The 22,683-nt window shown below is 49.7% G+C and carries 19 protein-coding genes and 1 riboswitch; of the genes, 6 read left to right on the forward strand and 13 right to left on the reverse strand.

Going from position 1 to position 22,683, the window contains the following annotated elements; all coding sequences use genetic code 11:
• Positions 1 to 178: 178 nt before the first annotated feature.
• From DXT99_RS00245 to thiS, 4 genes are all read right to left on the reverse strand, one after another.
• The gene (locus tag DXT99_RS00245; protein ID WP_115563504.1) at positions 179 to 952 is read right to left on the reverse strand and encodes a thiazole synthase; all 774 of its coding nucleotides are present in this window, start codon (positions 950 to 952) and stop codon (positions 179 to 181) included.
• The gene (locus DXT99_RS00250; protein ID WP_115563505.1) at positions 949 to 1,593 is read right to left on the reverse strand and encodes a thiamine phosphate synthase; all 645 of its coding nucleotides are present in this window, start codon (positions 1,591 to 1,593) and stop codon (positions 949 to 951) included. Before DXT99_RS00250 ends, DXT99_RS00245 begins: the two co-directional genes overlap by 4 nt.
• Before the next feature lie 143 nt (positions 1,594 to 1,736).
• On the reverse strand, positions 1,737 to 3,599 hold the full coding sequence (thiC, locus tag DXT99_RS00255) for a phosphomethylpyrimidine synthase ThiC (protein WP_115563506.1): 1,863 nt from the start codon (positions 3,597 to 3,599) through the stop codon (positions 1,737 to 1,739).
• A 41-nt stretch (positions 3,600 to 3,640) separates the two neighbouring features.
• Positions 3,641 to 3,844, reverse strand: a complete 204-nt coding sequence (gene thiS, locus DXT99_RS00260; protein ID WP_115563507.1) for a sulfur carrier protein ThiS — start codon at positions 3,842 to 3,844, stop codon at positions 3,641 to 3,643.
• Between the two features lie 80 nt (positions 3,845 to 3,924).
• Positions 3,925 to 4,031: riboswitch (TPP riboswitch) on the reverse strand.
• Positions 4,032 to 4,211: 180 nt separating this feature from the next.
• Between thiS and DXT99_RS00265 the strand changes: the two genes are divergently transcribed.
• Positions 4,212 to 5,501 carry an aminopeptidase P N-terminal domain-containing protein gene (locus tag DXT99_RS00265; RefSeq protein ID WP_115563508.1) on the forward strand — a complete coding sequence of 430 codons (1,290 nt, stop codon included), beginning with the start codon at positions 4,212 to 4,214 and terminating at the stop codon, positions 5,499 to 5,501.
• A 413-nt stretch (positions 5,502 to 5,914) separates the two neighbouring features.
• On the forward strand, positions 5,915 to 7,342 hold the full coding sequence (locus DXT99_RS00270; RefSeq protein ID WP_181884982.1) for an OmpA family protein: 1,428 nt from the start codon (positions 5,915 to 5,917) through the stop codon (positions 7,340 to 7,342).
• A gap of 204 nt (positions 7,343 to 7,546) precedes the next feature.
• Here the strand turns inward: DXT99_RS00270 and DXT99_RS00275 are convergent, their stop codons facing one another.
• The 5 genes from DXT99_RS00275 to DXT99_RS00300 form a co-directional block, all read right to left on the reverse strand.
• Positions 7,547 to 8,470, reverse strand: coding sequence for an aspartate carbamoyltransferase catalytic subunit (locus DXT99_RS00275; RefSeq protein ID WP_115563510.1), 924 nt, complete (start codon positions 8,468 to 8,470; stop codon positions 7,547 to 7,549).
• A gap of 9 nt (positions 8,471 to 8,479) precedes the next feature.
• On the reverse strand, positions 8,480 to 9,028 hold the full coding sequence (pyrR, locus tag DXT99_RS00280) for a bifunctional pyr operon transcriptional regulator/uracil phosphoribosyltransferase PyrR (protein WP_115563511.1): 549 nt from the start codon (positions 9,026 to 9,028) through the stop codon (positions 8,480 to 8,482).
• A gap of 222 nt (positions 9,029 to 9,250) precedes the next feature.
• Complete coding sequence (locus DXT99_RS00285) at positions 9,251 to 10,738, reverse strand: hypothetical protein (RefSeq protein WP_115563512.1); 1,488 nt, start codon at positions 10,736 to 10,738, stop codon at positions 9,251 to 9,253.
• Between the two features lie 118 nt (positions 10,739 to 10,856).
• Positions 10,857 to 11,261, reverse strand: a complete 405-nt coding sequence (locus tag DXT99_RS00290; protein ID WP_115563513.1) for an EVE domain-containing protein — start codon at positions 11,259 to 11,261, stop codon at positions 10,857 to 10,859.
• Positions 11,262 to 11,577: 316 nt separating this feature from the next.
• Positions 11,578 to 11,985, reverse strand: a complete 408-nt coding sequence (locus tag DXT99_RS00300) for a hypothetical protein (RefSeq protein WP_115563515.1) — start codon at positions 11,983 to 11,985, stop codon at positions 11,578 to 11,580.
• 186 nt (positions 11,986 to 12,171) lie between these two features.
• Between DXT99_RS00300 and polX the strand changes: the two genes are divergently transcribed.
• Complete coding sequence (polX, locus tag DXT99_RS00305) at positions 12,172 to 13,875, forward strand: DNA polymerase/3'-5' exonuclease PolX (RefSeq protein ID WP_115563516.1); 1,704 nt, start codon at positions 12,172 to 12,174, stop codon at positions 13,873 to 13,875.
• 168 nt (positions 13,876 to 14,043) lie between these two features.
• Complete coding sequence (locus DXT99_RS00310) at positions 14,044 to 15,021, forward strand: glycosyltransferase family 9 protein (protein WP_115563517.1); 978 nt, start codon at positions 14,044 to 14,046, stop codon at positions 15,019 to 15,021.
• Here the strand turns inward: DXT99_RS00310 and DXT99_RS00315 are convergent, their stop codons facing one another.
• Positions 15,022 to 16,740: an IPT/TIG domain-containing protein gene (locus tag DXT99_RS00315; RefSeq protein ID WP_115563518.1), complete on the reverse strand. Its 1,719-nt coding sequence runs from the start codon at positions 16,738 to 16,740 to the stop codon at positions 15,022 to 15,024.
• Positions 16,737 to 17,837 carry a porin family protein gene (locus DXT99_RS00320; protein WP_147294146.1) on the reverse strand — a complete coding sequence of 367 codons (1,101 nt, stop codon included), beginning with the start codon at positions 17,835 to 17,837 and terminating at the stop codon, positions 16,737 to 16,739. The genes DXT99_RS00315 and DXT99_RS00320 overlap by 4 nt, the downstream gene beginning before the upstream one ends.
• A gap of 100 nt (positions 17,838 to 17,937) precedes the next feature.
• Between DXT99_RS00320 and DXT99_RS00325 the strand changes: the two genes are divergently transcribed.
• A complete protein-coding gene (locus tag DXT99_RS00325; RefSeq protein ID WP_115563520.1) occupies positions 17,938 to 18,339 on the forward strand; it encodes a hypothetical protein in 402 nt (133 codons plus the stop codon).
• A gap of 338 nt (positions 18,340 to 18,677) precedes the next feature.
• Here the strand turns inward: DXT99_RS00325 and serS are convergent, their stop codons facing one another.
• Positions 18,678 to 19,952 (reverse strand): serine--tRNA ligase, encoded by a 1,275-nt coding sequence (gene serS / locus DXT99_RS00330; protein WP_115563521.1) that lies wholly within the window; start codon positions 19,950 to 19,952, stop codon positions 18,678 to 18,680.
• Between the two features lie 282 nt (positions 19,953 to 20,234).
• Between serS and rho the strand changes: the two genes are divergently transcribed.
• Positions 20,235 to 22,034, forward strand: coding sequence for a transcription termination factor Rho (gene rho / locus DXT99_RS00335; protein WP_115563522.1), 1,800 nt, complete (start codon positions 20,235 to 20,237; stop codon positions 22,032 to 22,034).
• A gap of 141 nt (positions 22,035 to 22,175) precedes the next feature.
• Here rho and DXT99_RS00340 read toward each other — a convergent pair whose 3' ends face one another.
• Positions 22,176 to 22,649 (reverse strand): hypothetical protein, encoded by a 474-nt coding sequence (locus DXT99_RS00340; RefSeq protein WP_115563523.1) that lies wholly within the window; start codon positions 22,647 to 22,649, stop codon positions 22,176 to 22,178.
• Positions 22,650 to 22,683: the final 34 nt, after the last annotated feature.

Raw genomic sequence — 22,683 nt, forward strand, 5'->3', positions numbered from 1 at the left:
TTTTGCTACCGTTGAAGACCCACCCCTACCCCTCCCAAGAGGGGAATTTCAGTCTAGAAAAAAGATTTCCCTCCTCGGAGGGGTTAGGGGGGGCATTTCAGCTACAAAAAAATAATCGCAACTTGAGCTATTTCTCTATCTACTAATGAATTGTAGGTGTCCGAAAGAGTCAACCAACTTACAGCTCATCCAGAAAAGCCGTGAGTGGGCTGCTGGCCTGCGCTGTTTGGCCAGTTGGAGCCAGTTTCGCCTCATAGGCCATTCGCCCGGCCTCTACTGCCATTTTAAATGCCCTGGCCATCATGACCGGGTTTTGCGACACGGCAATGGCTGTATTCACGAGCACTGCATCGGCTCCTATCTCCATTGCCTCTGCAGCATGCGAAGGCGCGCCTATACCAGCATCTACCACCACCGGCACTTTGCTTTGCTGAATTATAATTTCCAGAAAAGCACGGGTCTGCAAACCGTTATTGCTCCCTATTGGGGAGCCCAACGGCATGACAACAGCCACACCTACTTCTTCGAGGCGCTTGCACAGCACCGGATCAGCGTGGATGTAAGGCATCACCACAAAACCTAATTTTACCAGTTCTTCGGCAGCTTTTAGTGTCTCGACAGGGTCGGGGAGGAGGTATTTCGGGTCGGGGTGGATTTCCAGCTTGAGCCAGTTCGTCTCTAGCGCCTCGCGGGCCAGCTGTGCTGCAAATACGGCCTCTTTGGCATTCCGAACACCAGAAGTGTTGGGCAGCAGGTTAAACTGCGGGTGCGACAGGTGCGGGAGGATATCGTCCTGCCCGTGCTGCACATTCATACGCTTCAGGGCCACGGTTACCAACTCGGAGCCGGAGGCCAGCAGTGCTTCCTCCATCTGCTTTCCCGAACCGAATTTGCCGGTGCCGGTAAAGAGGCGGGAGGTAAAGGTTTTGTCGGCTATGGTTAAGTTTTTCATACCTGTTTCTCTGTTGATAAACTGAAATGCTGATTGAATTCGGCCATAGCAGCGGCTCTATCCGGGGCCAGCGTGATGGCCGAGGAAACGGCAATGCCATGTATACCTGTTTGTAGCAGCAGTGGCATATCTGCTGCTGTGATACCGCCAATGGCTATGATGGGAATGCTGATGCCTGCCTGGCGGCACTGCTGCAACAGATCGGTGTATCCCTCCAGGCCTAGAATGGGGCTGAGGTTACTTTTGGTGCTGGTAAAGCGATAGGGGCCGAGGCCTATATAATCCACGCCCTGCTCCACCAGCCGCTGCACATCGGCAAAAGTATTGGCCGTGCAACCAATTATCTTCTCCGAGCCCAGCAACTCCCGCGCTTCCCGGGGTGACATGTCCAGCTGGCCAAGGTGCACGCCATCGGCATCTACTTCAGCGGCCAGCGCAACATTGTCGTTGATGATGAACGTGCAGCCATAGCACCGGCAGATGGATTTGGTTTGCAGCGCCAGCTCTTTCCAAACCTCATAGGGTTGGGTTTTTACCCGCAGCTGCACCCAGTCAGCACCAGCCATGCAGGCAGCCTCCGCGGCCATGGCATGGGTAAATGCTGCTGTTTCCTGTGTAATATAGTGTAGTCTCGAAATCATAATTTAAGATGATAAGCTATAGCTGCTTCAGAGAAAATAGACTGCCAGAGCCTGATGCTGGTGCGAACTTGTAGCTCGCACCAGCACTTTATCTTCATTAGCTCTTCGTTTTAAAAGACCTCGCAGCTCCTGCGAGCGTCTGCCTACGAGTATATCTCCGACCCCTTCGCTTTGAAAACCTCCGCCTGCTCCTGCATGCCCTGCTGCAGTGCTTCTTCCTCAGATGCTCCCTTTTTCTTAGCATATTCCCGTACCTCCTGCGTAATTTTCATGGAGCAGAAATGAGGGCCGCACATGGAGCAGAAGTGTGCTACTTTGGCACCCTCGGCAGGCAGCGTCTCGTCATGGTATTCGCGGGCTGTATCAGGATCAAGCGACAGGTTGAACTGATCCTGCCAGCGGAACTCGAAGCGGGCTTTGCTCAGGGCGTTGTCGCGGTACTGCGCGCCCGGGTGGCCTTTGGCTAAATCGGCGGCATGGGCGGCGAGTTTATAGGTAATCACGCCGTCCTTTACGTCTTTTTTGTTTGGCAGCCCGAGGTGCTCTTTTGGCGTTACATAGCAAAGCATGGCCGTGCCGTACCAGCCAATCATAGCAGCGCCAATGGCAGACGTAATATGGTCGTAGCCGGGGGCAATATCGGTGGTGAGAGGGCCTAAGGTATAAAAAGGTGCTTCGCCGCATACTTCCAGCTGCTTGTCCATGTTCTCTTTGATGAGGTGCATGGGGATGTGTCCAGGCCCTTCAATGATTACCTGCACATCGTGCTTCCAGGCAATCTTCGTCAGTTCGCCCAGCGTTTCCAGTTCTGCAAATTGGGCGGCGTCGTTGGCATCGGCAATAGAGCCGGGGCGCAAACCATCTCCTAAGGAGAAAGCCACATCGTACGCCTTCATGATTTCGCAGATTTCCTCAAAGTGCGTGTACAGGAAGCTTTCCTGGTGATGTGCCAGGCACCACTTCGCCATAATGGAGCCGCCTCTTGAAACGATGCCTGTCAGGCGGTTTGCTGTAAGCGGTACGTAACGCAGCAGCACACCGGCATGTATGGTAAAGTAATCCACTCCCTGTTCGGCCTGCTCAATAAGCGTGTCACGGAAAATCTCCCAAGTCAGGTCTTCAGCTTTGCCATTCACTTTCTCCAGCGCCTGATAAATCGGCACGGTGCCAATCGGAACAGGAGAATTGCGGATAATCCACTCGCGGGTTTCGTGGATATTCTTGCCCGTGGAAAGATCCATAATGGTGTCAGCACCCCAGCGGCAGGCCCACACAGCTTTTTCCACTTCCTCCTCTATACTGGAGGTAACCGCAGAATTGCCGATGTTGGCGTTTATTTTCACCAGGAAGTTACGCCCTATAATCATGGGTTCGCTTTCCGGGTGATTGATGTTGGAAGGTATAACCGCACGGCCAGCGGCTACTTCCTGGCGAACGAACTCCGGCGTAATAAAGCCTTTTGGTGTGTTCGCGCCAAAGCTGTTGCCTTCGTGTTGATGCCCGATGCCTTCTAACTCTGCTAGCCGCTGATTTTCGCGGATGGCGATGTATTCCATCTCCGGAGTAATAATGCCTTTGCGGGCGTAGTGCAACTGCGTGACATTTTGCCCTGCTTTGGCACGGTATGGTTTGCTCAGGTACCTAAAGCGCAGCTCGTCCAGAGTTGCGTCGTTCAGACGCTCCTGCCCATACTCCGATGTAATGCCCGGCAATTGTTCCACATCCCCGCGGTTCAGTATCCATTCTTCGCGGAGGCGGCCCAGGCCCTGGCGCACGTCAATCGTGACATCCTCGTCGGTATAGGGGCCGCTGGTGTCATACACTGTTACCGCAGGGTTTTGCTGGCGCTCTTCCACACCCAGAAACTTGTGCACGGTATCCTCCAGGGAAATTTCGCGCATGGCGACACGTATATTATAGAGCTGGCCCGGCACGTATACTTTGCGGGATGACGGGAAAGGCGTGCGCGTAATCGTGCTGGCCGTAGGTGTTTTGTCTTGTCTCATATTTTTCTTCCTGATAGTTTTCTGTAGATGGGAAAGGAGTGTTATCCGCCCTGAGTGGCGCGGATGAGGGTGAGCCGGTCGTTTTCCTGCAACTGATAAGAGTCCCAGTTGCTGCGGGGCACTACCTGGTCGTTGATGGCCACGGCAATGCCACGCATGTGCTCCAAAGCTAAAAGCTGAAGCAAAGCGGATACGGAGGAAGGCTCAGAGAGCTCCTTAGCTTGGTTGTTTAAGAAAATAGTCATTGGTTGCCCGGTTTGGGATGCAGGTAGCACCGGCGCTTACCGGCCGAGCGGAATCAAGAAGAAGTAGGAGGACAGGTGTGTTTCTCGTCATGACTTTTCCCTTCGTCAGTGCTAACTGTATCAGGTTCAGAGGGTATTTCTCAGTCCTGCCTTTCTGTTTGGCGACAGGACACCCCTAAAGTGTTGTGCTAAAGGTAAACAAAGTTTGTGACAACTTCCAAATGTGCTGGCTTGTACCTCCTTAAAAAATAATTTTTAGTCCGGGCCCTGCTCATATGAGTGCCGTAATAGCCGGAGCAGAAGGAGCCTCAGTTGCCATCTCTGTAAAATTTAGTAGCTTTATGGGCCGAACAATAATCTACAAACTATGAAATACCACCCAATTGGGCAGGAGCTGTTTGTGCAAAACCGCCGCCACTTTATAAAGCAACTTAAACCATCCTCCGTTGCTATCTTCCATTCCAATGACGTGATGCCTGCTAACGCAGACGCCACCATGCCCTTCCGGCAAAGCAGTGACCTTTTTTACCTAAGCGGTGTAGATCAGGAGGAAAGTATCCTGATGCTTTTCCCGGATGCGAAAGACGAGCGCATGAAAGAGGTGCTTTTTGTGCGCGAAACAAACGACCACATCCTCACATGGGAAGGGTATAAGCTATCGAAGCAGCAGGCCCGGGAGGTGTCTGGTATTGGCACTGTGCTATGGACGCATGAGTTTGAGCAGATACTGAAAACCCAGCTTTTTGAGGCGGAGCATATTTACCTGAACACAAACGAGCATCTGCGTGCCGTAATAGAGGTGGAGACCCGCGATGCCCGCTTTATAAAGTGGTGCCAGCAGCACTACCCCTTGCACAGGTATGAGCGTAGCGCGCGCATCATGCACCAGTTGCGTGCTATAAAATCGGAGCAGGAGGTGGCGCTGATTCAGCAGGCCTGCGATATAACGGAGAAGGGCTTCCGTCGTCTGCTTGGGTTTATAAAACCCGGCGTAAAGGAGTATGAGGTTGAGGCAGAGCTTTATCATGAGTTTCTGCGCAACCGTTCTAAAGGGCCAGCTTATCAACCCATTATTGCTTCCGGCGGCAATGCCTGCGTTCTGCACTATGTAGATAATAACCAGGAATGCGAAGACGGGGAACTGGTGCTGATGGATTTTGGGGCAGAATATGCCAATTATGCCGCAGACCTGACGCGCACGGTGCCGGTAAACGGCAAGTTCACAGCGCGTCAGCGCGATGTCTATCACTCGGTGCTCACGGTAATGAAGGCTGCCACACAGATGCTGGTGCCGGGCAATACCCTGGACCAATACCACAAATTTGTCGGTATCGTGATGGAAAATGAGCTTATCAGGTTGGGGCTGCTGAACGAGAACGATGTTAGGAATCAGGATCCTGCCAAACCTATGTACAAGAAGTATTTTATGCATGGCACCTCACACCACCTGGGGCTGGATGTGCATGATGTCGGCAATAAGTTCAGACCATTTGAGGCAGGCATGGTGTTTACCTGCGAACCGGGCATCTACATTCGGGAAGAGGGGATAGGTATCCGGCTGGAGAACGATATTCTTATCACGAAGAACGGGCCGCGTGATCTGATGCAGGCTATCCCTATTGAAGCAGACGATATTGAACGCCTGATGCAGAAATAAGTCTGTTCTATTGTAAAAGAGTGAAATATAAAAAACTTCGGGGCATGTGCTGACAACCGGTTTTACTGTACTTACTCTTAAATTAATGCCCTTGCATCAAAATATTTTTTCTGGAACAACCTTGTACTACTGTATCAGTTGAAGTAGAGGAATGCACTAGCGGTAATATGTGTGCGGCTTTACGTAACTGCGGTGGTATTCAAGGTAGTGTAAATGTTTAATTTTATTTAAAGCCTATGGATAAATTTTTCCTCCTTCTAAAATTGCGTGCAACGAAAACCTCCCAGTTTCCTGGTGCCGGACTCTTTTTTGGGTATAACAGAAACTCCTTCCCAAACATGCACGTATTGTCATATCAAAATATACTTTGTAAAATCATGCAAACACAACTTACACAACTTAGTAAATTAGCTATGGCGCTCGTATTCTTGCTGTTAGCAAGTAACGGGTTGTTTGCCCAAAGCTCTGATCAGAGAACTAACCTCCAGATATACGGAAGTGCCCTGCAGTACAATGGCGAACTGGAAAATCAGTTCTTCGAAAGTAACAGGCTCGAATGGGGCGGGGGATTAAACCTGAACCGTTATATTACATCTGGTATAGACGCAGGTTTGCACCTGACTTATGGTAGTGCTGAGTCTTACATTTCGGATCAGAATCAGTTCGATGCTCAGTTAGGTACTGCTATGCTGGCCCTGCGCCTGAAACTGTATGGTAGCCTTTTAAAAGAAGATGCCTTTATAGGACCATACCTGCAAATAGCCGGTGGTGGAGCCTGGGTAAAAACAGATGCGTATGCTGACGGAATGAGACAAGAAGATGATAAGTTCATCACATCCGCTGCAAAAGGTGGTGCCGGTATTCGTTTCCGTTTTTCTGATGCCGTAAGTGCTTTCATTGAAACAAATTACATGATTACTGGTCAGGATAAGTTTGATGGCCAGTTTGGCGGCAACAATGACCGCTTCTTTATGCACAATGTGGGCCTTGGCTTTAACTTAGGCAGAGCCGCGGATGCTGACGGTGATGGTGTGCCAGACAGAAGAGACCAGTGCCCTGACACACCAGCAGGTGTGGAAGTTGATAGAAATGGTTGCCCATTAGACGCTGACGCTGACGGTGTGCCGGATTACCAGGATCAGTGCCCTACAGAAGCCGGTACAGCTGCAACACAAGGTTGCCCTGACCGTGACGGTGATGGTGTGGCTGACAGAGATGATCAGTGCCCTGACCAGCCTGGTACTGCTGCCATGCAAGGTTGCCCTGATACTGACGGTGACGGCGTAGCTGACCCGAATGACCAATGCCCTGACACACCAGCTGGCGTACAGGTAGGTCCTGATGGTTGCCCGCTAGACGCTGACGGTGACGGTGTTCCGGATTACCAGGATGCTTGCCCTAACTCTGCAGGCCCAGGCACAGCAAACGGATGCCCTGAGCTTGATGAAGCAACTCAGCGACTGATGGAAGAGAAGGTTCGTTTTGAGTTTGACCGTGCCCGTGTTCAGGAAAGCTACAAGCAATTACTGGATAGCATTACAGTAGCACTGACAAACTACCCTGACCACGTACTCCTGATTAAAGGACATGCTGACTATATTGGTTCTGAAGAGTACAACCAGGCGCTGTCTGAGCAGAGAGCGGAAGCCGTGAAAGAGTACTTAATCGAGCAAGGTGTTCAGAACCCAGACCGTTTAGTAACGAGAGGTTATGGCGAGTCCCAACCTTTGGTTGAGGTGAATGAGCGTCTGCCACGTCGCAGAACTGAATCTCAGCGAGCACAAAACAGAAGGGTAGGTTTTGAAATGAACACACCTGACATGCAACTCGACCTCGATTAGAAATGCATTAAGCACAAATTATTTGACAAAAAGGCCGCAGGTTTTCCTGCGGCCTTTTTGTTTGCAGTAGGTTTTTGTTTGAGAGAAACAGCCGCAGGGAAGGTGCAATAAAATGCAGCATTCAAATTTAATGACACAAAAGAGGCCTGCTCCGCTATCCGGAACAGGCCTCTTTGTATCAGGAGAAATAAGTTTTGAAATATGCTACTGCTTTTGAGCCAGCAGGAACAGCACAGCCATACGAATAGCCACACCATTCTCTACCTGGTTCAGGATAATGGAGTGGTGAGAGTCTGCTGCATCGCTGCTCAATTCCACACCTCGGTTAATCGGGCCGGGGTGCATGAGCGTGATTTCTTTGTCGAGGCTGTCGAGCATCTTTTTGTCGATGCCATAGTACAGGGTATACTCGCGTAGCGACGGGAAGTACTTCATCTGCTGGCGCTCTAACTGTATGCGCAGCACATTTGCTACATCGCACCATGCCAGGGCCTTCCGTACATCCAGCTCCACTTTTACGCCCAGTTGCCTGATGTGCTTTGGCAGCAGTGTGGTAGGGCCGCACACCATTACCTCGGCTCCCAGCTTCTGAAGCGCGAAGATATTGGACAGGGCCACCCGTGAGTGCAGGATATCCCCGATAATTACGACTTTCTTACCCGCTACATCGCCAAGCCTTTCTCTAATGGAGAAGGAGTCTAACAGTGCTTGCGTCGGGTGCTCGTGGGTGCCGTCGCCGGCGTTCACTATATTGGCTTTGATGTGGTTGCTCAGAAAGTGAGGGGCGCCCGGGCTGGAGTGGCGCATCACAATCATATCCACTTTCATGGCCAGGATGTTATTCACCGTATCCAGCAGGGTTTCGCCTTTCTTTACGGAGCTGCTGCTGCTGCTGAAGTTGATGACATCGGCAGAAAGCCTTTTTTCGGCTAGCTCGAAGGAGAGGCGGGTGCGCGTGGAGTTCTCGAAGAAAACGTTGGCAATGGTAATATCGCGCAGCGAAGGGACTTTCTTGATCGGCCTGTTCAGCACATCTTTAAAATTATCCGCGGTCTCAAAAATGAGCTGGATGTCTTGCGGGGTAATGTCTTTGATGCCTAAAAGGTGCCGGACGCTGAGCTCTTGCATGGGGAGAGTTTATTCTTCGTTTTTGGTAATGAGCCATATATTATCTTCCGGGGCCTGCTGTTCTTTCCACTCTACCAGCACCCTTTGGCTTTGCAACGAGTTTACGTGGCGACCCACATAGGTTGGTTGTATAGGCAGGTGGCGCGAGTAAAGGCGGTCAATCAGCACCAGCAGTTCCACATTGGCAGGGCGGCCGTAGGCTATCATCGCATCCAGCGCAGCCCGTACAGAGCGGCCGGTATACAGCACATCATCCACCAGAATCACATTTTTGCCTTCAATCAGGAAATCAACTTTGGTGGCGTTGGCGGTAAGCGGTGTTTCACGGCGGCGAAAATCATCGCGGTGAAATGTGGTGTCGAGGTAGCCGGTTGGTACTTGCCTGCCCAGTATGGAAGCCAGGGTATGCTGGATGCGTTGCGCTACAAACCTGCCGCGTGGCTGCAGACCCAGTATAACAGAATCAGAAAAGTCGCCGTGGTTCTCGATGAGCTGGTGGCAAAGGCGCAGCACCATTATATCGAGCAGTTGGTGGTTTACGATGAGTCTTTTCTGCATAGCCGGAAGTATTGACTGCAAATATAGCGTGTCTGATTAAGATAGGGAAATAAATGTTGGAAGGTTAAATGGTTTAATTGTTAAATGGCTGCATTGTTGAAAGGCTAATGCCACTGGCACATATTTCTCTTGAAAAGAGCTTGTACGAAGCGGCAGAAGCTATTGTGAAAGCCTCTTTGAATTCAACAATTTGAAAATACAGTCATCAGGCAATTAAATCTGTCAAAAGTCAATCCTGTTGATATAGAAGACGGTGCGGGAGCTTTTGGACTTAGGCTTTATGCGCTGGAAGCCAAATGCAGCAAAACTGTTGCCGTACCAGCGTATAATACCTGGCTCAATAGTGTCCTGTATTTTTTCATCTTCCTCGTAAGTGAGTATGTCCAGTTCGGTTTCCTCTTCGTCGAACTTGTTGTGGTCCATTACGTGGTAAATAATTTGCTCTTCTCTTGGGTAGGCCATCACCACCCGGCCATCCGGTAAGCGACCTACTTCAACAGTGTACACCAGATCATAGCTGACTACGTCCTTAAGCGGGAAGGCATTATCCCAAAGCAGCCTGCCTTGTTTATCGAAGCCCAGCGCTACAGCGTGCGTGCGTTTGTACCCTTCTTCCTGGCGCCCTATGGAAAAGCTGCGGTCAATGCCCCAGTTGGTGTTAGAACTGCGGTACTGCGGGTAGTATACCTCTGCTGCCAATATGTATCCGTTTGGAGTGTCAATGAGGTCGTGAAGCAGCAGGCGGTACCGGTACCGGGGGCTCTTGCCCGATTTCAGACGGGCTGCCTCCCTGCGGCGGGTGCGCTCCTCCTGGCGGGGCTTGAGGTATTTAAAGAAGTTCTTTAGCTGCAGCATGCTGTAAAACCTGCCTTCCTCATCCACAACGGTAGTGGTGATCGGTGTTGTGAAAAAGCCTTGGTTATAGCGTAGATCGCGGGTGCCATATGTGCCAAAGAGCATCTTTTGGGTGCTGTCGCCAGGGGTAATTTCTGCGTTTAGCAGGCTTTTATCTTCCTGTTGCAGAATAAAGTGGCTCCTGAGTAGTTTGCCACGGGCATCAAAGCTTTTTACCTGCAGCCGGGATATACGCCCGTTAGATTCTGACAATACGGCATCTACGCGGCCATGATCGGGGTCTGCTAAAAGATCAGAAAAAGTGGACTCCTCCCCATATACCGATGGCAGCAGCTGTATCTCGTTTGTGCGGGTATTCAGGTGCAGGAGCACTGGCTTCTGGTCTTTTTTGTTTCGGCCGATAACAAAGTAATTGTCGTCAAGCACATTGTACTCATATATTGCATCAATCGGCTCCAGCTCATAATGTTTTTGCTGCAGTTGCCCTGTGCTGTGGTTTAGCTTCACAAACGTGTACTCCTGTAGGTCATCCTGCCCAAAAACAAGATAGGTATAGGGTGCTTCTGTATAGTGCCGGATATAGTAGCTATCGGCAGGCATGTTAACGGTATCAGACCATAGTTGCTCGAGCTGGTGATTAAACTTCGTAAAGTTAAAGGTAGCCTCTGTTTTCCAGAGGTTGCCGGTGGTGTAGTACACGAGCAAACTGCTGTCAGGGAGGGCAATTACTTCCACATCGGTTGTCTCCAGGTCGAATGGCAACTCGACACGCACAGGTTGCGCTGGCCCCTGGGCGAGCACAGGGAACAGCAGAAGTATGAAAATGCAGGTGAGCAGGTAACGAAAAAGAACCATAAATAACAGGGTGTTAATGCTATCAGGTACGGGTAAATATAAAACAGCAGCTAATTCATTGTACTGAATTTAGCTGCTGTTCGTTGTTATGGCTGGCCGATTTCTGAAAAAAGCCGGTTTAATTGCCCAGCGCAAGCAGCACATCAAATTCTTCGGCGGTAAGTGGCATAACCGACAAGCGCGATTGGCGCAGGAGGGCGATATTCTCCAATCGCTTGTCTTTTTTTATCTGCTCCAGTGTTACGGGGTCTTTAAAATCGCGGAAGGGCGCCAAATCCACTACTACCCACTTGTCGTCGTCTGTAGTTGGGTCCGGGTAAGCGGCTTTCTCTACTTTGGCAATACCTACTATAGCCTTTTCTGATACGCTGTGGTAGTATAATACTAAGTCGCCGGGTTGCATCTGCTGCATGTTGTTGCGCGCCTGGTAGTTGCGCACGCCATCCCACATCGTGCGGCCGTCTTTTACTAAATCGGCCCAGGCATATTTTTCAGGTTCTGATTTTACAAGCCAGTGTTGCATTGGTATTTATATAGGTAAATTATTGATTTTCGGAAACAGGAGGAACGGATGGAAATATTATTCTGCTCTACGACGCTGCAGGTACATACCATACTCAGAGATTAACAGCCCAATTATTACGCCTCCGATCAAACCTCCCAGCAGGTTCTCAATATTGGTCAATGCCATGGTTAAAATAAGCAGAACCGTTAGGGCTGCTATAATTGCTATCCTGACTTTTAGTGAGAGCTTGGTGTACATTGGAGCAGTTAAGGTTGTTCAATTTTTTTTCAGGTTGCTGATATGTTGAAAGACACCTTTATATCCATGCATGCGATTACTCATTTCCAGGTATAGGCTGTCTTCTTATTTTCAGCACGTCATCTTCAAGCGAGATAATCTGCACCTCGTAATGCTGCGGCGGACTGCTGTCAGGGCTCATCCGGATCTGCACACTGCGTCTGCCTTTCTTCTCCCATTCCCCTAGCTTTTCCTCCAGCCCGTCAGTAGGAGCGATTTCGTAGCGCTTAATCACGCCGCCAGACTCCAGTGTGAAGCCGGTGCGGCCGCGGGATGGCGGAAATTCGTAGGTATTCGGGCGGTAAACGAGCGTATCGCCGGAGTCTTCTTCAAAAGAATGCAGCCAGGTTCTATCTATCAGCGCTGCCGCTAGCTTGTCGCTCTTTTTGCAGGTAACAGCTACCAGCACAAGGCACAGCAGGCAGAGCAATGATGCGTTTTTCATACTTCAGTGAAAGTTTATAGGGCAATTTAGGCATTTCTTCTTTTATATAGAAGCCTGCTAATTTAAAAGCGCGCTGTGTTACCATTACCACAAACCAAAGGTATGGAGGCCGCGGGTGAATAAAAGGGATATGGCAGGCAAGGTTCAGCGGCATTTTCTATCTTTGTAAGTATACAAAACGGAGCTTTGGAAAATAAGAATATCATAAAACTGTTTAAGCTGTCGGCTGAGCTGCTGGAGCTACACGATGAGAACCCCTTTAAGATTCGCTCTTACGCGAATGCGGTGGGAGCACTGGAGTTGGTAGAGGCACCTCTGGCTGGCATGAGCCAGTCACAGTTGGAGGAAATCGGCGGGGTAGGCAAAGGCATTGCCGCTAAGATTGTAGAAATAAACACCACAGGTTCTTTTGAAGAGCTGGACCAGATGCTGGCAGCCACACCACCCGGTGTGGTGGAGATGCTGCGTATTAAAGGCATTGGCCCGAAAAAAGTGCGCAATCTCTGGAAAGAGCTTGGTGCTGAAACCGTAGAAGAGTTGCTGGAGGCATGCGAACAGGACAAAGTAAGCAAGCTAAAGGGCTTTGGTGCCAAAACACAGGAAAACATCAGGCAGGCACTGCTCTTCACGCAGCAAAACCGTGGCAAGCTGTTATATGCCGAAGCCGAGTCTGCTGCCCAGGAACTGCTGGAAAGTATACAGGAGGTTTTTCCAGAAGCGCAGGTAAGTTTTGCAGGTGATGTGCGCCGACGCATGGAGATAGTGGAGCACCTGCAGCTGGTGGTGGCAACAGATGCCTCTGCCGAGGCAACAGATGCGCTCAACAAACTACAGGTGTTGGAGCAGGACGAGAAAGCTTCCGGACCACTGGTGTGGCGCGGGCAGCATACGGTGAGTGGCCTGAGCACAGAAGTTTTTCTTGTACCGGAGGCAAGCTTTGCCAACGAGCTGCTGACGCGCTCTGCTTCCGCAGCGCACCTGACACAGATTTTCGCAGCTGGCAAGTGTATGATGGCTGTCGTACGGCAGGAGAACCACGCCACTGAGGAGGACATCTATGCTGCAGCGGGTATGGCCTATGTGTTGCCGGAACTGCGCGAAGGCACAAATGAACTGCAGCTGGCCATGGAGAACAAGCTGCCGAAACTGCTGGAGTTATCAGACCTGAAAGGTAGCTTGCACAACCACAGCACCTACTCCGATGGCGCCCACACTTTAGAGCAAATGGCTACCTTCTGCCGCGACATGGGCTACGGCTATCTGGGCATCTCCGACCACTCCAAAACAGCCTCGTATGCCGGTGGCCTGCGGGAGGGAGACGTGCTGCGCCAGCAAAAGGAAGTAGATGAGCTGAATAAGAAACTAGCCCCGTTCAAAATCTTCAAAGGCATAGAGTCAGATATTCTGGGTGATGGATCCCTGGACTACAGCGAAGACATCTTAAAGACATTTGACTTCATTGTAGCCTCTATCCACAGCAGCCTGAACATGGATGAGAAGAAAGCCACCACGCGCCTCATCACCGCCATCGAAAATCCCTACACCACCATGCTGGGCCACCCAACAGGCCGCCTGCTGTTGCGCCGCGAAGGATACCCGATTAACCATAAAATGGTGATAGATGCCTGTGCTGCCAATAATGTCATCATCGAGATCAACTCAAACCCCTGGCGCCTGGACATAGACTGGCGCTGGGTACAGTATGCGATAGAGAAAGGCGTGATGCTCAGTATCAACCCGGATGCCCACCACACCAGCGGTTACGACGATATGCGCTATGGCGTGCTGGTTGGCAGAAAAGGAGGCCTTACAAAAGAGATGACCTTCAATACAAAGTCTGCCGAAGAGGTGGAGCAGTATTTCAGGGAGCGGAAGGAGAAGATAAAGTAGGGAAATACTGTGCAATTTTTGCTGCTATAGGTATTAATCTGGAGCACAAACGAGACAGGTTTTTCTACTTGCAAAGCCTGAGTTTATAAAAAATGATACGCAAGCAGAAAGATTGCATCAGATATTGCTACAAATTGAAAGTTTGCGGCTGGACGCGTTTTAAATAAGATGCCTAAAATCCTCATACTACGTTTTTCCTCTATCGGCGATATTGTGCTGACGACGCCAGTGGTGCGCTGCATTAAGCAGCAGGTGCCCGATGCGGAAGTGCATTACTGCACAAAGCAGGGGTTCAAAAGCATTTTGGAGAACAACCCATACATTGACAAAATGCACCTGCTGGGTGGCAGCCTGAAAGAGCTGGTGCGACAGCTGAAGGCAGAAAATTTTGATTATGTAGTGGATTTGCATAACAACCTGCGCACGCGCATTATTCGGGCACGATTGGGAAAGCCAGGCAAAAGCTTTAATAAGCTCAATTATGAAAAGTGGCTTATGGTGAACTTTAAGCGCAACCGCCTTCCCGACATACATATTGTGCAGCGTTATTTAGATGCCGCTGCCGCTTTAGGTGTGAAAGATGATGGCAAAGGCCTGGACTACTTTATACCAGCCAAAGACGAGGTAGACCTGCAAGCATTGCCAGCATCTTTCCGGCAGGGCTATGTGGCATTTGCCATTGGGGCACAGCACTATACCAAGCGCCTGCCCACCGAACGCATCATAGAGCTGTGTGAGCGCCTGCAGCAACCTGTTGTTCTTTTGGGTGGAAAGGAAGACGCCGCCACCGGAGAAGAAATTGTGGCCTATTTCAAAACCCGACCAGTGAACAACGCACAACAAACGACGATCTACAACGCATGTGGCAAGTATAACCTGAGCGGATCCGCTTCGCTGGTGCGGCAGGCAGAGAAGGTGGTCAGCCATGATACTGGTTTAATGCATATTGCGGCAGCTTTCCAGAAAGACATCATCAGTATTTGGGGCAATACCATTCCAGAGTTTGGCATGTACCCGTTCCGTACAAGTTATAAAGTGCTGGAGGTGCATGGCCTCAGCTGTCGTCCCTGCTCCAAAATAGGCTACAGCAAATGTCCCAAAGGTCACTTTAAATGCATGCGGGATATTCCGTTTGGAGAGTTTTAATTAAGGTTCAAAAGGGTACAGCCTGTTATAGCAACTGCTGGTTGAGTTTGAAGAAAATGCGCCCACATACAAAGCATTGCTTGTGGCAAACCCTGAAAATCTCAAAGTATAATAGTAATCTGTGGTGCAGCCTGGGTAAAACGCCGCCTTCTCCCATGTTTTAGTAGAAGCCTGGTAATGGTACAGCACCGCTTTCTCCTTTAGAGGCAGCAAGTAAACTTCAGAATCGCCTATTGTAAGTGCGTAGCTGTCGGTTGCGCTGAACGGGCTATCTACTTCCCATGAGTCGGCGGCCTGGTTATAGACCATCACGTTCCCCTGTATTAACAGAAAGGCTTTACCATTTCGTGTAAACGCTCTGCCATATGAAACGTAACCCGGCACTCTGTTAAGTTCCGTGAACTGCTCTGTTTGAGGGTTATATTGCCAAAGTGTATAGCTGCTCCGGCTGTTTGTGCCTCCGGCAAAATATATTTTACCATCCAGCACAAAGCTGGCTACATAATACATAGAAAAAGAAGGACTCTGTTTTTTCAGCCAGGTTGCGGTTCTGAAGTCATACTCCCACACATCGCCATAATAGCGGTTCCCATCCATGCCACCAATCAAATAGCCTTTGTCCCCAATGCGCCTCCATATAGGAAAGTTGCGGGGTACTCCCGGAAACTGACTTTCCTCACGCCACTGGCCGGTAGTGGTGGAGTAGCTTACCACCCGGTTGAAGTCAAAAAAGTATCCTTTGCCATCTGCTTCAAAGGAAGCAACATAGTCATACTGCATGTTCGGGCTTGTAGCCGTTGCGGCGCCAAAATTAGAATGTATGGTAAAGGTGAAAGGAGAGGCAGCGCTTTTTTCACCAGCGGTTAAAGACACGGGGTAAGGGGTGTCGAACTGTTCCGGCTTCCCAAAAGGCACCTCCATCTTCAGTTTTGTATCAGTGCTGGAGAGCACCTTAAAGTCAAGCCCGTTGAGCCGTGCATAAGGCCCCCACCTGCCGCCACTAAAGTGCTTCCCAAATAGTGTAACAGTGTCTCCGGGAATTCCTTCATACCTCGACATGCTGACCAGCTCCGGTCCCCACACCTTAAATGATTCTTCGGACTCACCTTCCTGGCCATTGAAAACCACCCGTATTGGATAAGAGCCAAAGTGTTTACCATCAGGAACCCTGGCCACAACTTTATCGAAATCTGCTGCCATAACCTGAAGCCTTATGGGGCCAATATAAACTTCGATCCGATAAGGGTCGGTTGTGAAACTGGAGCCTGTTATCGTAATTTCAGTAAAAGCGGGTCCCTCCTTGGGAGAAAAGTCCATAATAGCAGGCCGGCTTGAAATAAGGCTGACCGCGCTCACGGGAGGGCTGTACACTGTTTTGTCATCCACAATGGCGTAGGCCCTTATCTGGAAGTTGCCTCTTGCAACCAGACCTTCGCTCAGAACGGACTCCAGTTTCTTGTTGGTTAAAGTAACCTGTACCCTCTTCTCGTTTTGCTTTTTTTCGGAAATAAGATGATACATAAACCCATACTCCTTGACATTGGCTGTGCCTTGAATTTTAACGCTTGCGGACACTTTTATGCCTGTGTCGTCGGCAGTGGCTTGCTGTATTTCGAGGTATGGGTATTTAAGCCCCTTTGGGAACTCCTCTTCCTTTGCACAGCAGCACAGGCAAAAGAAGAGCAGGTACAGAGCATAGCGGGAAAAGCTGGTTTTCATAAGTTCGTGCTAACTGTAACAGACTGGTTGCTGATATTGAAATGCTTGCCAAAAGAGTTGGCCTGGCTTATACTCAATGAGAAGTAGTGCTTTGGGAGGTAAAAGAAACCAATGCCTGCCCCAGCCTCTAAACCGAACATAAAACCTTTGCTTACAGGCACACCCTTGACCAGGGCAGGCCAGATATTATCTCCCTCCGTTATTGTCTCCAATGCCTGGCTGTCAGTTTTCAAAAAGCACAAAACACTGGGGCCTGCCTGTGCAAACAAGCGTAACTTTGAGAAGCTGAGGGTATACTGTGGCATCAAAGAAAGCCGGGCGAAGTCCAGGTCTACCTTGAAGTCATAGCGTGTATCTGGAAAGGTCCTGGTTTCGTTGAACCTCATTTTGCCGTAGTTACCCTGCGCGTGCAGCGACAGGTTGTTCACCGGCCAAATAGGTAAGTCCGCAAAAATACCAGCACTGATGTTTGCTGATGTAGCAGCTACCGGACCAGACTGTCCTTTGTTCAATAAGGTGATTTCAGTGGACAGGGTAGAGCGATTGAAGCTTGTGAACAAGCCACCACTGACAAACAGGACGGTGGGTGTTTTGCCTGCCGCGTTGTTACCTGCAAAATATCGGAGCGAGTTGCGCTTTAGCCTGAACAAATGCAGATCAGAATTCCATTTAGCTGAGGCGCTTGTAAGTGACTGAAGGTAGGGAAGCAGGTCTTTTTTGTTTATCTGTTCAACTGTTTTCGTAGTTTTAAAGAAGGCCTTGTCTCGCTGAAGGTAAAAGAAAGTACTATCACCGATAATTTCAACAAACAGGCGCTGGGGCTTACCTTCCAGTTGTACTGTTTTGGGGGCAAACGTGGTGCTGTCTTGGAAGCCAAACCCTGTGAGTTCATCCACAGAATAGGTGCGGGGGGTGCCCCCTCTCATGTAGCTGAATTTTACTTCCCCGGGTTTGCGGTGGTCGAAGTGTATGAATCCCCCTCGGTAAGTGCTTTTATCCTGAATGAACCCTTTTGACTGGCTAAAGCCTTGTAGAGCAACAAAGACTAAGATGAGGGATAGGAGAAGCCTGGTTGTTTGTTTTCTGTTTGGTAACACGGCAGTAGAGGCTGTTATTAACAGACAATATAAAGATAAAATAATATATTGTTATAAAGATTTTCACCTTTAGCGACACCCCATACAAACAGAAAAGAAAATGCCGAAGTATAAATTAACCTGGGAAGAAGCGGATGCGCAATTCCTCGAGGCGCTACTACTGGCTACTGGTGGAGAAGGAGGAGCCACTCTGCAGGATGTGCTGCTGATGGCCGACGCCATAGATGGAACGGTATTTACGCTGGAAGAGGTAGAACAGGCCCTGGAGAAATTGGTAGCTATAGATTATGTCAGTGTGCTAAAAAACAAGCTCTCGCTATCGCCAACATTCCATGAGGCGAATGCGCAGGTAGAGGAAAGCACTGCGGACCAGGAGCAACTGCTGCAAAGTTTACAGGCGCAGGAACTGACAGAGCAAAGCATAGAGGAGGCCAGAAGCGCACTGAAAAAGTATAAGCTAAAAAACTACTATCAGCAGTACCAGGAGCAATTTGGTGGCTAGAGCGAAGAAAAATATTCCTGGCGCCGGAATCTATCCGGTGACGTGCAGTGAGAGTGAGTCTCCAGACTCACTTGTACCTGGATACGGATAGGTCTGGAAGAAACTCCGCCGTTGTTGGTGTTTTTCACCAACAACAAAAACGCTAAGGCTTATGCAGGTTGGTTGTTAGTGAAAAAAAACACCAACAACGGCATTAGTAGTTCTATCTCTCTTCTGACATTGATAGAATAGCATAAAGCAGAACAGCCGCTGAAGTACAAATTCAGCGGCTGTTCTGCTTTATGCTTGTGAAGAATGATTTTTAAATCCCCACATTTTCAAATCTTCAAATTTACCAATTAGCCAATCTTCTCAAACCCAAGGTAAGGATGCAGCACTTTTGGCATGTTGATACCATCCGGTGTCTGGTTGTTTTCCAGTAAAGCGGCAACAATGCGTGGCAGAGCCAGAGCGCTACCATTGAGTGTGTGCAGCAGTTGTGTTTTGCCTGATTCGTTTTTGTAACGCAGCTTTAAGCGGTTTGCCTGGTAGGTCTCAAAGTTAGAGGCAGAGCTTACCTCCAGCCAGCGGCCCTGGGCGGCAGAATATACTTCCATATCAAAGGTAAGGGCAGCGGTAAAGCTCATATCGCCACCGCACAGGCGCAGCACCCGGTAAGGTAGCTCCAGCTTTTGCAGCAGGCCCTGTATGTGCTGGCTCATCTCTTCCAGCGCCTCATAAGACTTCTCCGGCAGCGTTACCTGCACAATCTCTACCTTATCGAACTGGTGCAGGCGGTTCAGGCCGCGCACATCGGCACCCCATGACCCTGCCTCCCGGCGGAAGCAGGGTGTGTGGCCGGTGTTCTTAACAGGCAGCTGGTCTGTGGGCAGAATCACATCGCGGTAGATGTTGGTGATCGGTACTTCTGCCGTCGGGATCAGGTAAAGGTTATCAGCCGTGGCATGGTACATCTGGCCGTCTTTGTCCGGAAGCTGACCGGTGCCATAGCCTGAGGCCTCGTTCACGAGGATAGGAGGCTGCACCTCCATATAACCCGCCTTAATGGCCTCATCCAAAAAGAAATTGATAAGGGCACGCTGCAACCGTGCTCCCTGCCTTTTATAAACAGGAAAACCTGCCCCGGAAATTTTATTGCCGAGTTCAAAATCGATGATGTCATACTTCTGTATCAGCTCCCAATGCGGGAGTGCGCCCTCGAACAATTCAGGAATTTCTCCGTGCTGGAGAACTACTTCATTGTCTTCTGCTGTTCTACCTTCAGGCACACTCTCGTGCGGCAGGTTCGGCAGTTTGTATAAAGCTTGTTGCATTTGCTCCTCTAAAGAAGACAGCTGCTCTGCCAGCGATTTTGTTTTCTGCTTCAGTTCGGATGTCTCGGATTTGTAGGCTTCCGCTTTCTCGCGTTCCCCGTTCTTCATCAGCACGCCGATTTCTTTGGAGATGGAATTTGCTCTGCTCTGAAGCTCGTCGTGCTTGCTTTGTACCTGGCGCCGTTGCTGGTCAAGTTCCAGCAAAGTATTCACTTCTTCGGCCGCATTTTTGTAGTTTTTCTTGTTCAGACCTTCAATTACTTGTGCCGTCTGCTCTCTTAAAACTGTTAACTGTAGCATAGTTGGGTGTTATGTATACGCACAAAAATATACTTTTTTGAGGAGTTAGAGGCATTTACGAAATCTTTTCGCATAAAACTGAAACTTTTTTTATTAAATACTCCGTAATATTTGTTAATTATAAGGCATTGCAATAACATTGCGTTACAATTGATGAAGGCTCTTCCCTGTGCCTCTCTGACTCTTTCGCAACCTATTCTATTTTCCTGATTGATAACAGATTTCTCGCTGCGTTCGCTCTAGTGCGGCCTGGCAGGTTAATAAACTACCATACCATTATTTATGTATAATATTGATGAATTGAAAGATAGACTTCTTTCAGAACTCAAGGAAATTGCTGAGGACTTAGGTGTTAAGAACTTTAAGAAGCTAAGCAAGCAAGACCTTGTGTATAAGATCCTTGATCAGCAAGCCGTTACCCCTACTGAAAAATTACCAAAGAAATACAAGTCTGCCGCTGGTAGTGCCTCGCCTAAGCAAGATGAAGCGCCTGAAAGTGCAATTGCTGTAGAGGAAGCGCCAGCAGAAGCAGTAGCAGAAGCACCTGCAAGGCCTGCTCCTGCTAAAAGAGAAAAACGCCCTACCCGTGAGCAGACAGCAGCACGCAGCGAAGCTGTTACAGCCACCGCTGCAGTACCGGCCCCGGCTCCGGCCAAAGACCATGGTTCTCAGAACCATCGCGAGCGTGTGCATCGTGATGATAACAAAGACAGAGGCAACAACGATAGCAGAGACACCCGCACCGACAGGGAAAGCCGCAGCGATAGCCGTGGCAACGACAGCCGCAACGATCGCAGCGACAGAGACTCCCGCAGCGATAGCCGTGGCAATGACAGCCGCAGTGATCGAGGCGACAGAGACTCCCGCAATGATAACCGTGGGAATGATAGCCGCAGCGACCGGAATGAACCTGCTCCGCGCCGTAACACGCAACAGCAGGCAGCCAGCAGCACTAACTTTAAAGAGTTTGATGGCATCATTCTAAACGAAGGTGTGCTGGAACTGATGCAGGATGGGTATGGCTTCCTGCGCTCTACGCACTATAACTACCTTGCCTCCCCAGATGATATTTATGTATCGCCGTCACAGATAAAGCTGTTTGGCCTTAAAACAGGTGATACAGTAAAAGGACAGATTCGCCCGCCGAAAGAAGGCGAGAAATATTTTGCACTGCTAAAGGTGGAGACGGTAAATGGCCGCACCACAGAGGAGATTCGTGACCGTATTCCGTTCCAGCACCTGACGCCACTCTTCCCTGAGGAGCGCCTGAAACTGACAACAAGACCAAGCCAGATTTCTACCCGTGTGCTGGACCTTTTTGCCCCAATTGGTAAAGGCCAGCGTGGTATGATTGTGGCGCAGCCAAAGACAGGTAAAACGGTGTTGTTAAAGGAAATAGCGAACGCTATCTCTGAAAACCACCCGGAAGTATACCTGATGATCCTGTTGATCGACGAACGTCCGGAAGAAGTAACTGACATGGCACGCAGCGTGAACGCAGAGGTGATTGCTTCTACTTTCGATGAAACTGCCGAGCGCCACGTGAAAGTTTCTAGCATTGTGCTAGACAAAGCCAAGCGCATGGTAGAGTGCGGCCATGACGTGGTTATCCTGCTGGACTCTATTACCCGCCTGGCCCGTGCTTATAACACGGTAGTTCCTTCTTCTGGTAAAATCCTGTCTGGTGGTGTGGATGCCAATGCGCTGCACAAGCCGAAGCGCTTCTTCGGTGCTGCCCGTAACGTGGAGAATGGCGGCTCACTTACCATTATTGCTACTGCCCTGATAGACACTGGTTCTAAAATGGATGAGGTAATCTTCGAAGAATTTAAAGGTACCGGTAACATGGAACTTCAGCTGGATCGCAAACTGGCGAACAGACGTACGTACCCTGCTATCGATGTGCCTGCTTCTGGTACACGCCGCGAAGACCTGCTCATGGACAAAGACGAGTTGAACCGTATCTGGATCCTGCGCAAGTTTATGTCCGACATGAATTCTATAGAAGCTATGGAGTTCCTGAAAGACAGAATGGTCGGAACCAAGAGCAACGAGGAGTTCCTGATTTCGATGAACGGCTAATTCGTATTACAGCATTCAACATAAAGCAGCCCGCTTGCCGAAAGGTAAGCGGGCTGTTGTGCTTTTATGCAAAGTCAAAGCGAGGCTCTTATAAATAACAGTAAATTAGCAAGTGAACGAACATTGCTTGCTCAACAGATTCTACTGCCAAAAGCTATACCCAGGCTCCGTGAGCAGGTAAAAGGTGTAGGTAACGACAAAGCCGAAAATAACATGGGCAAGAATAAGCGTGGAGAGGTAGGTCCTTAGCTTCAGTAGCGGCGGCTTAGGGTGTACCATAAAAAAGAAATACCAGACCACCATCGCGATAATGCCGTGGCCCAGGCCCAGAAACAAACCCCAGGAAGCGGTGAGAAGACCAACACCGGAATTCCATGCCGCCAGGTACATCAGGGCAAAGAAAACACCTACGGCATAATGCGCAAGGTTTCCGATTGCTCTGGTGCTTCCAGCATCCGAAAGGCTCCCGTCCGGCTGTGTCCGGGACAGCAGCATTGTGCCTAATATCTTTGTTACTTTCATAACCCGGTGCGTGGCGTAGGAAAGCAGGTATAAAAATGCCGTCATGGCAGCAGTGGCGGCAAGGCCAGCAATTACAGCGTAGAGAAACTTCATAGGTACAACATAGTTTTACCTGTATACGATACCG

The organism is Pontibacter diazotrophicus, assembly GCF_003367245.1.
GTDB classification, from domain to species: Bacteria; Bacteroidota; Bacteroidia; order Cytophagales; family Hymenobacteraceae; genus Pontibacter; species Pontibacter diazotrophicus.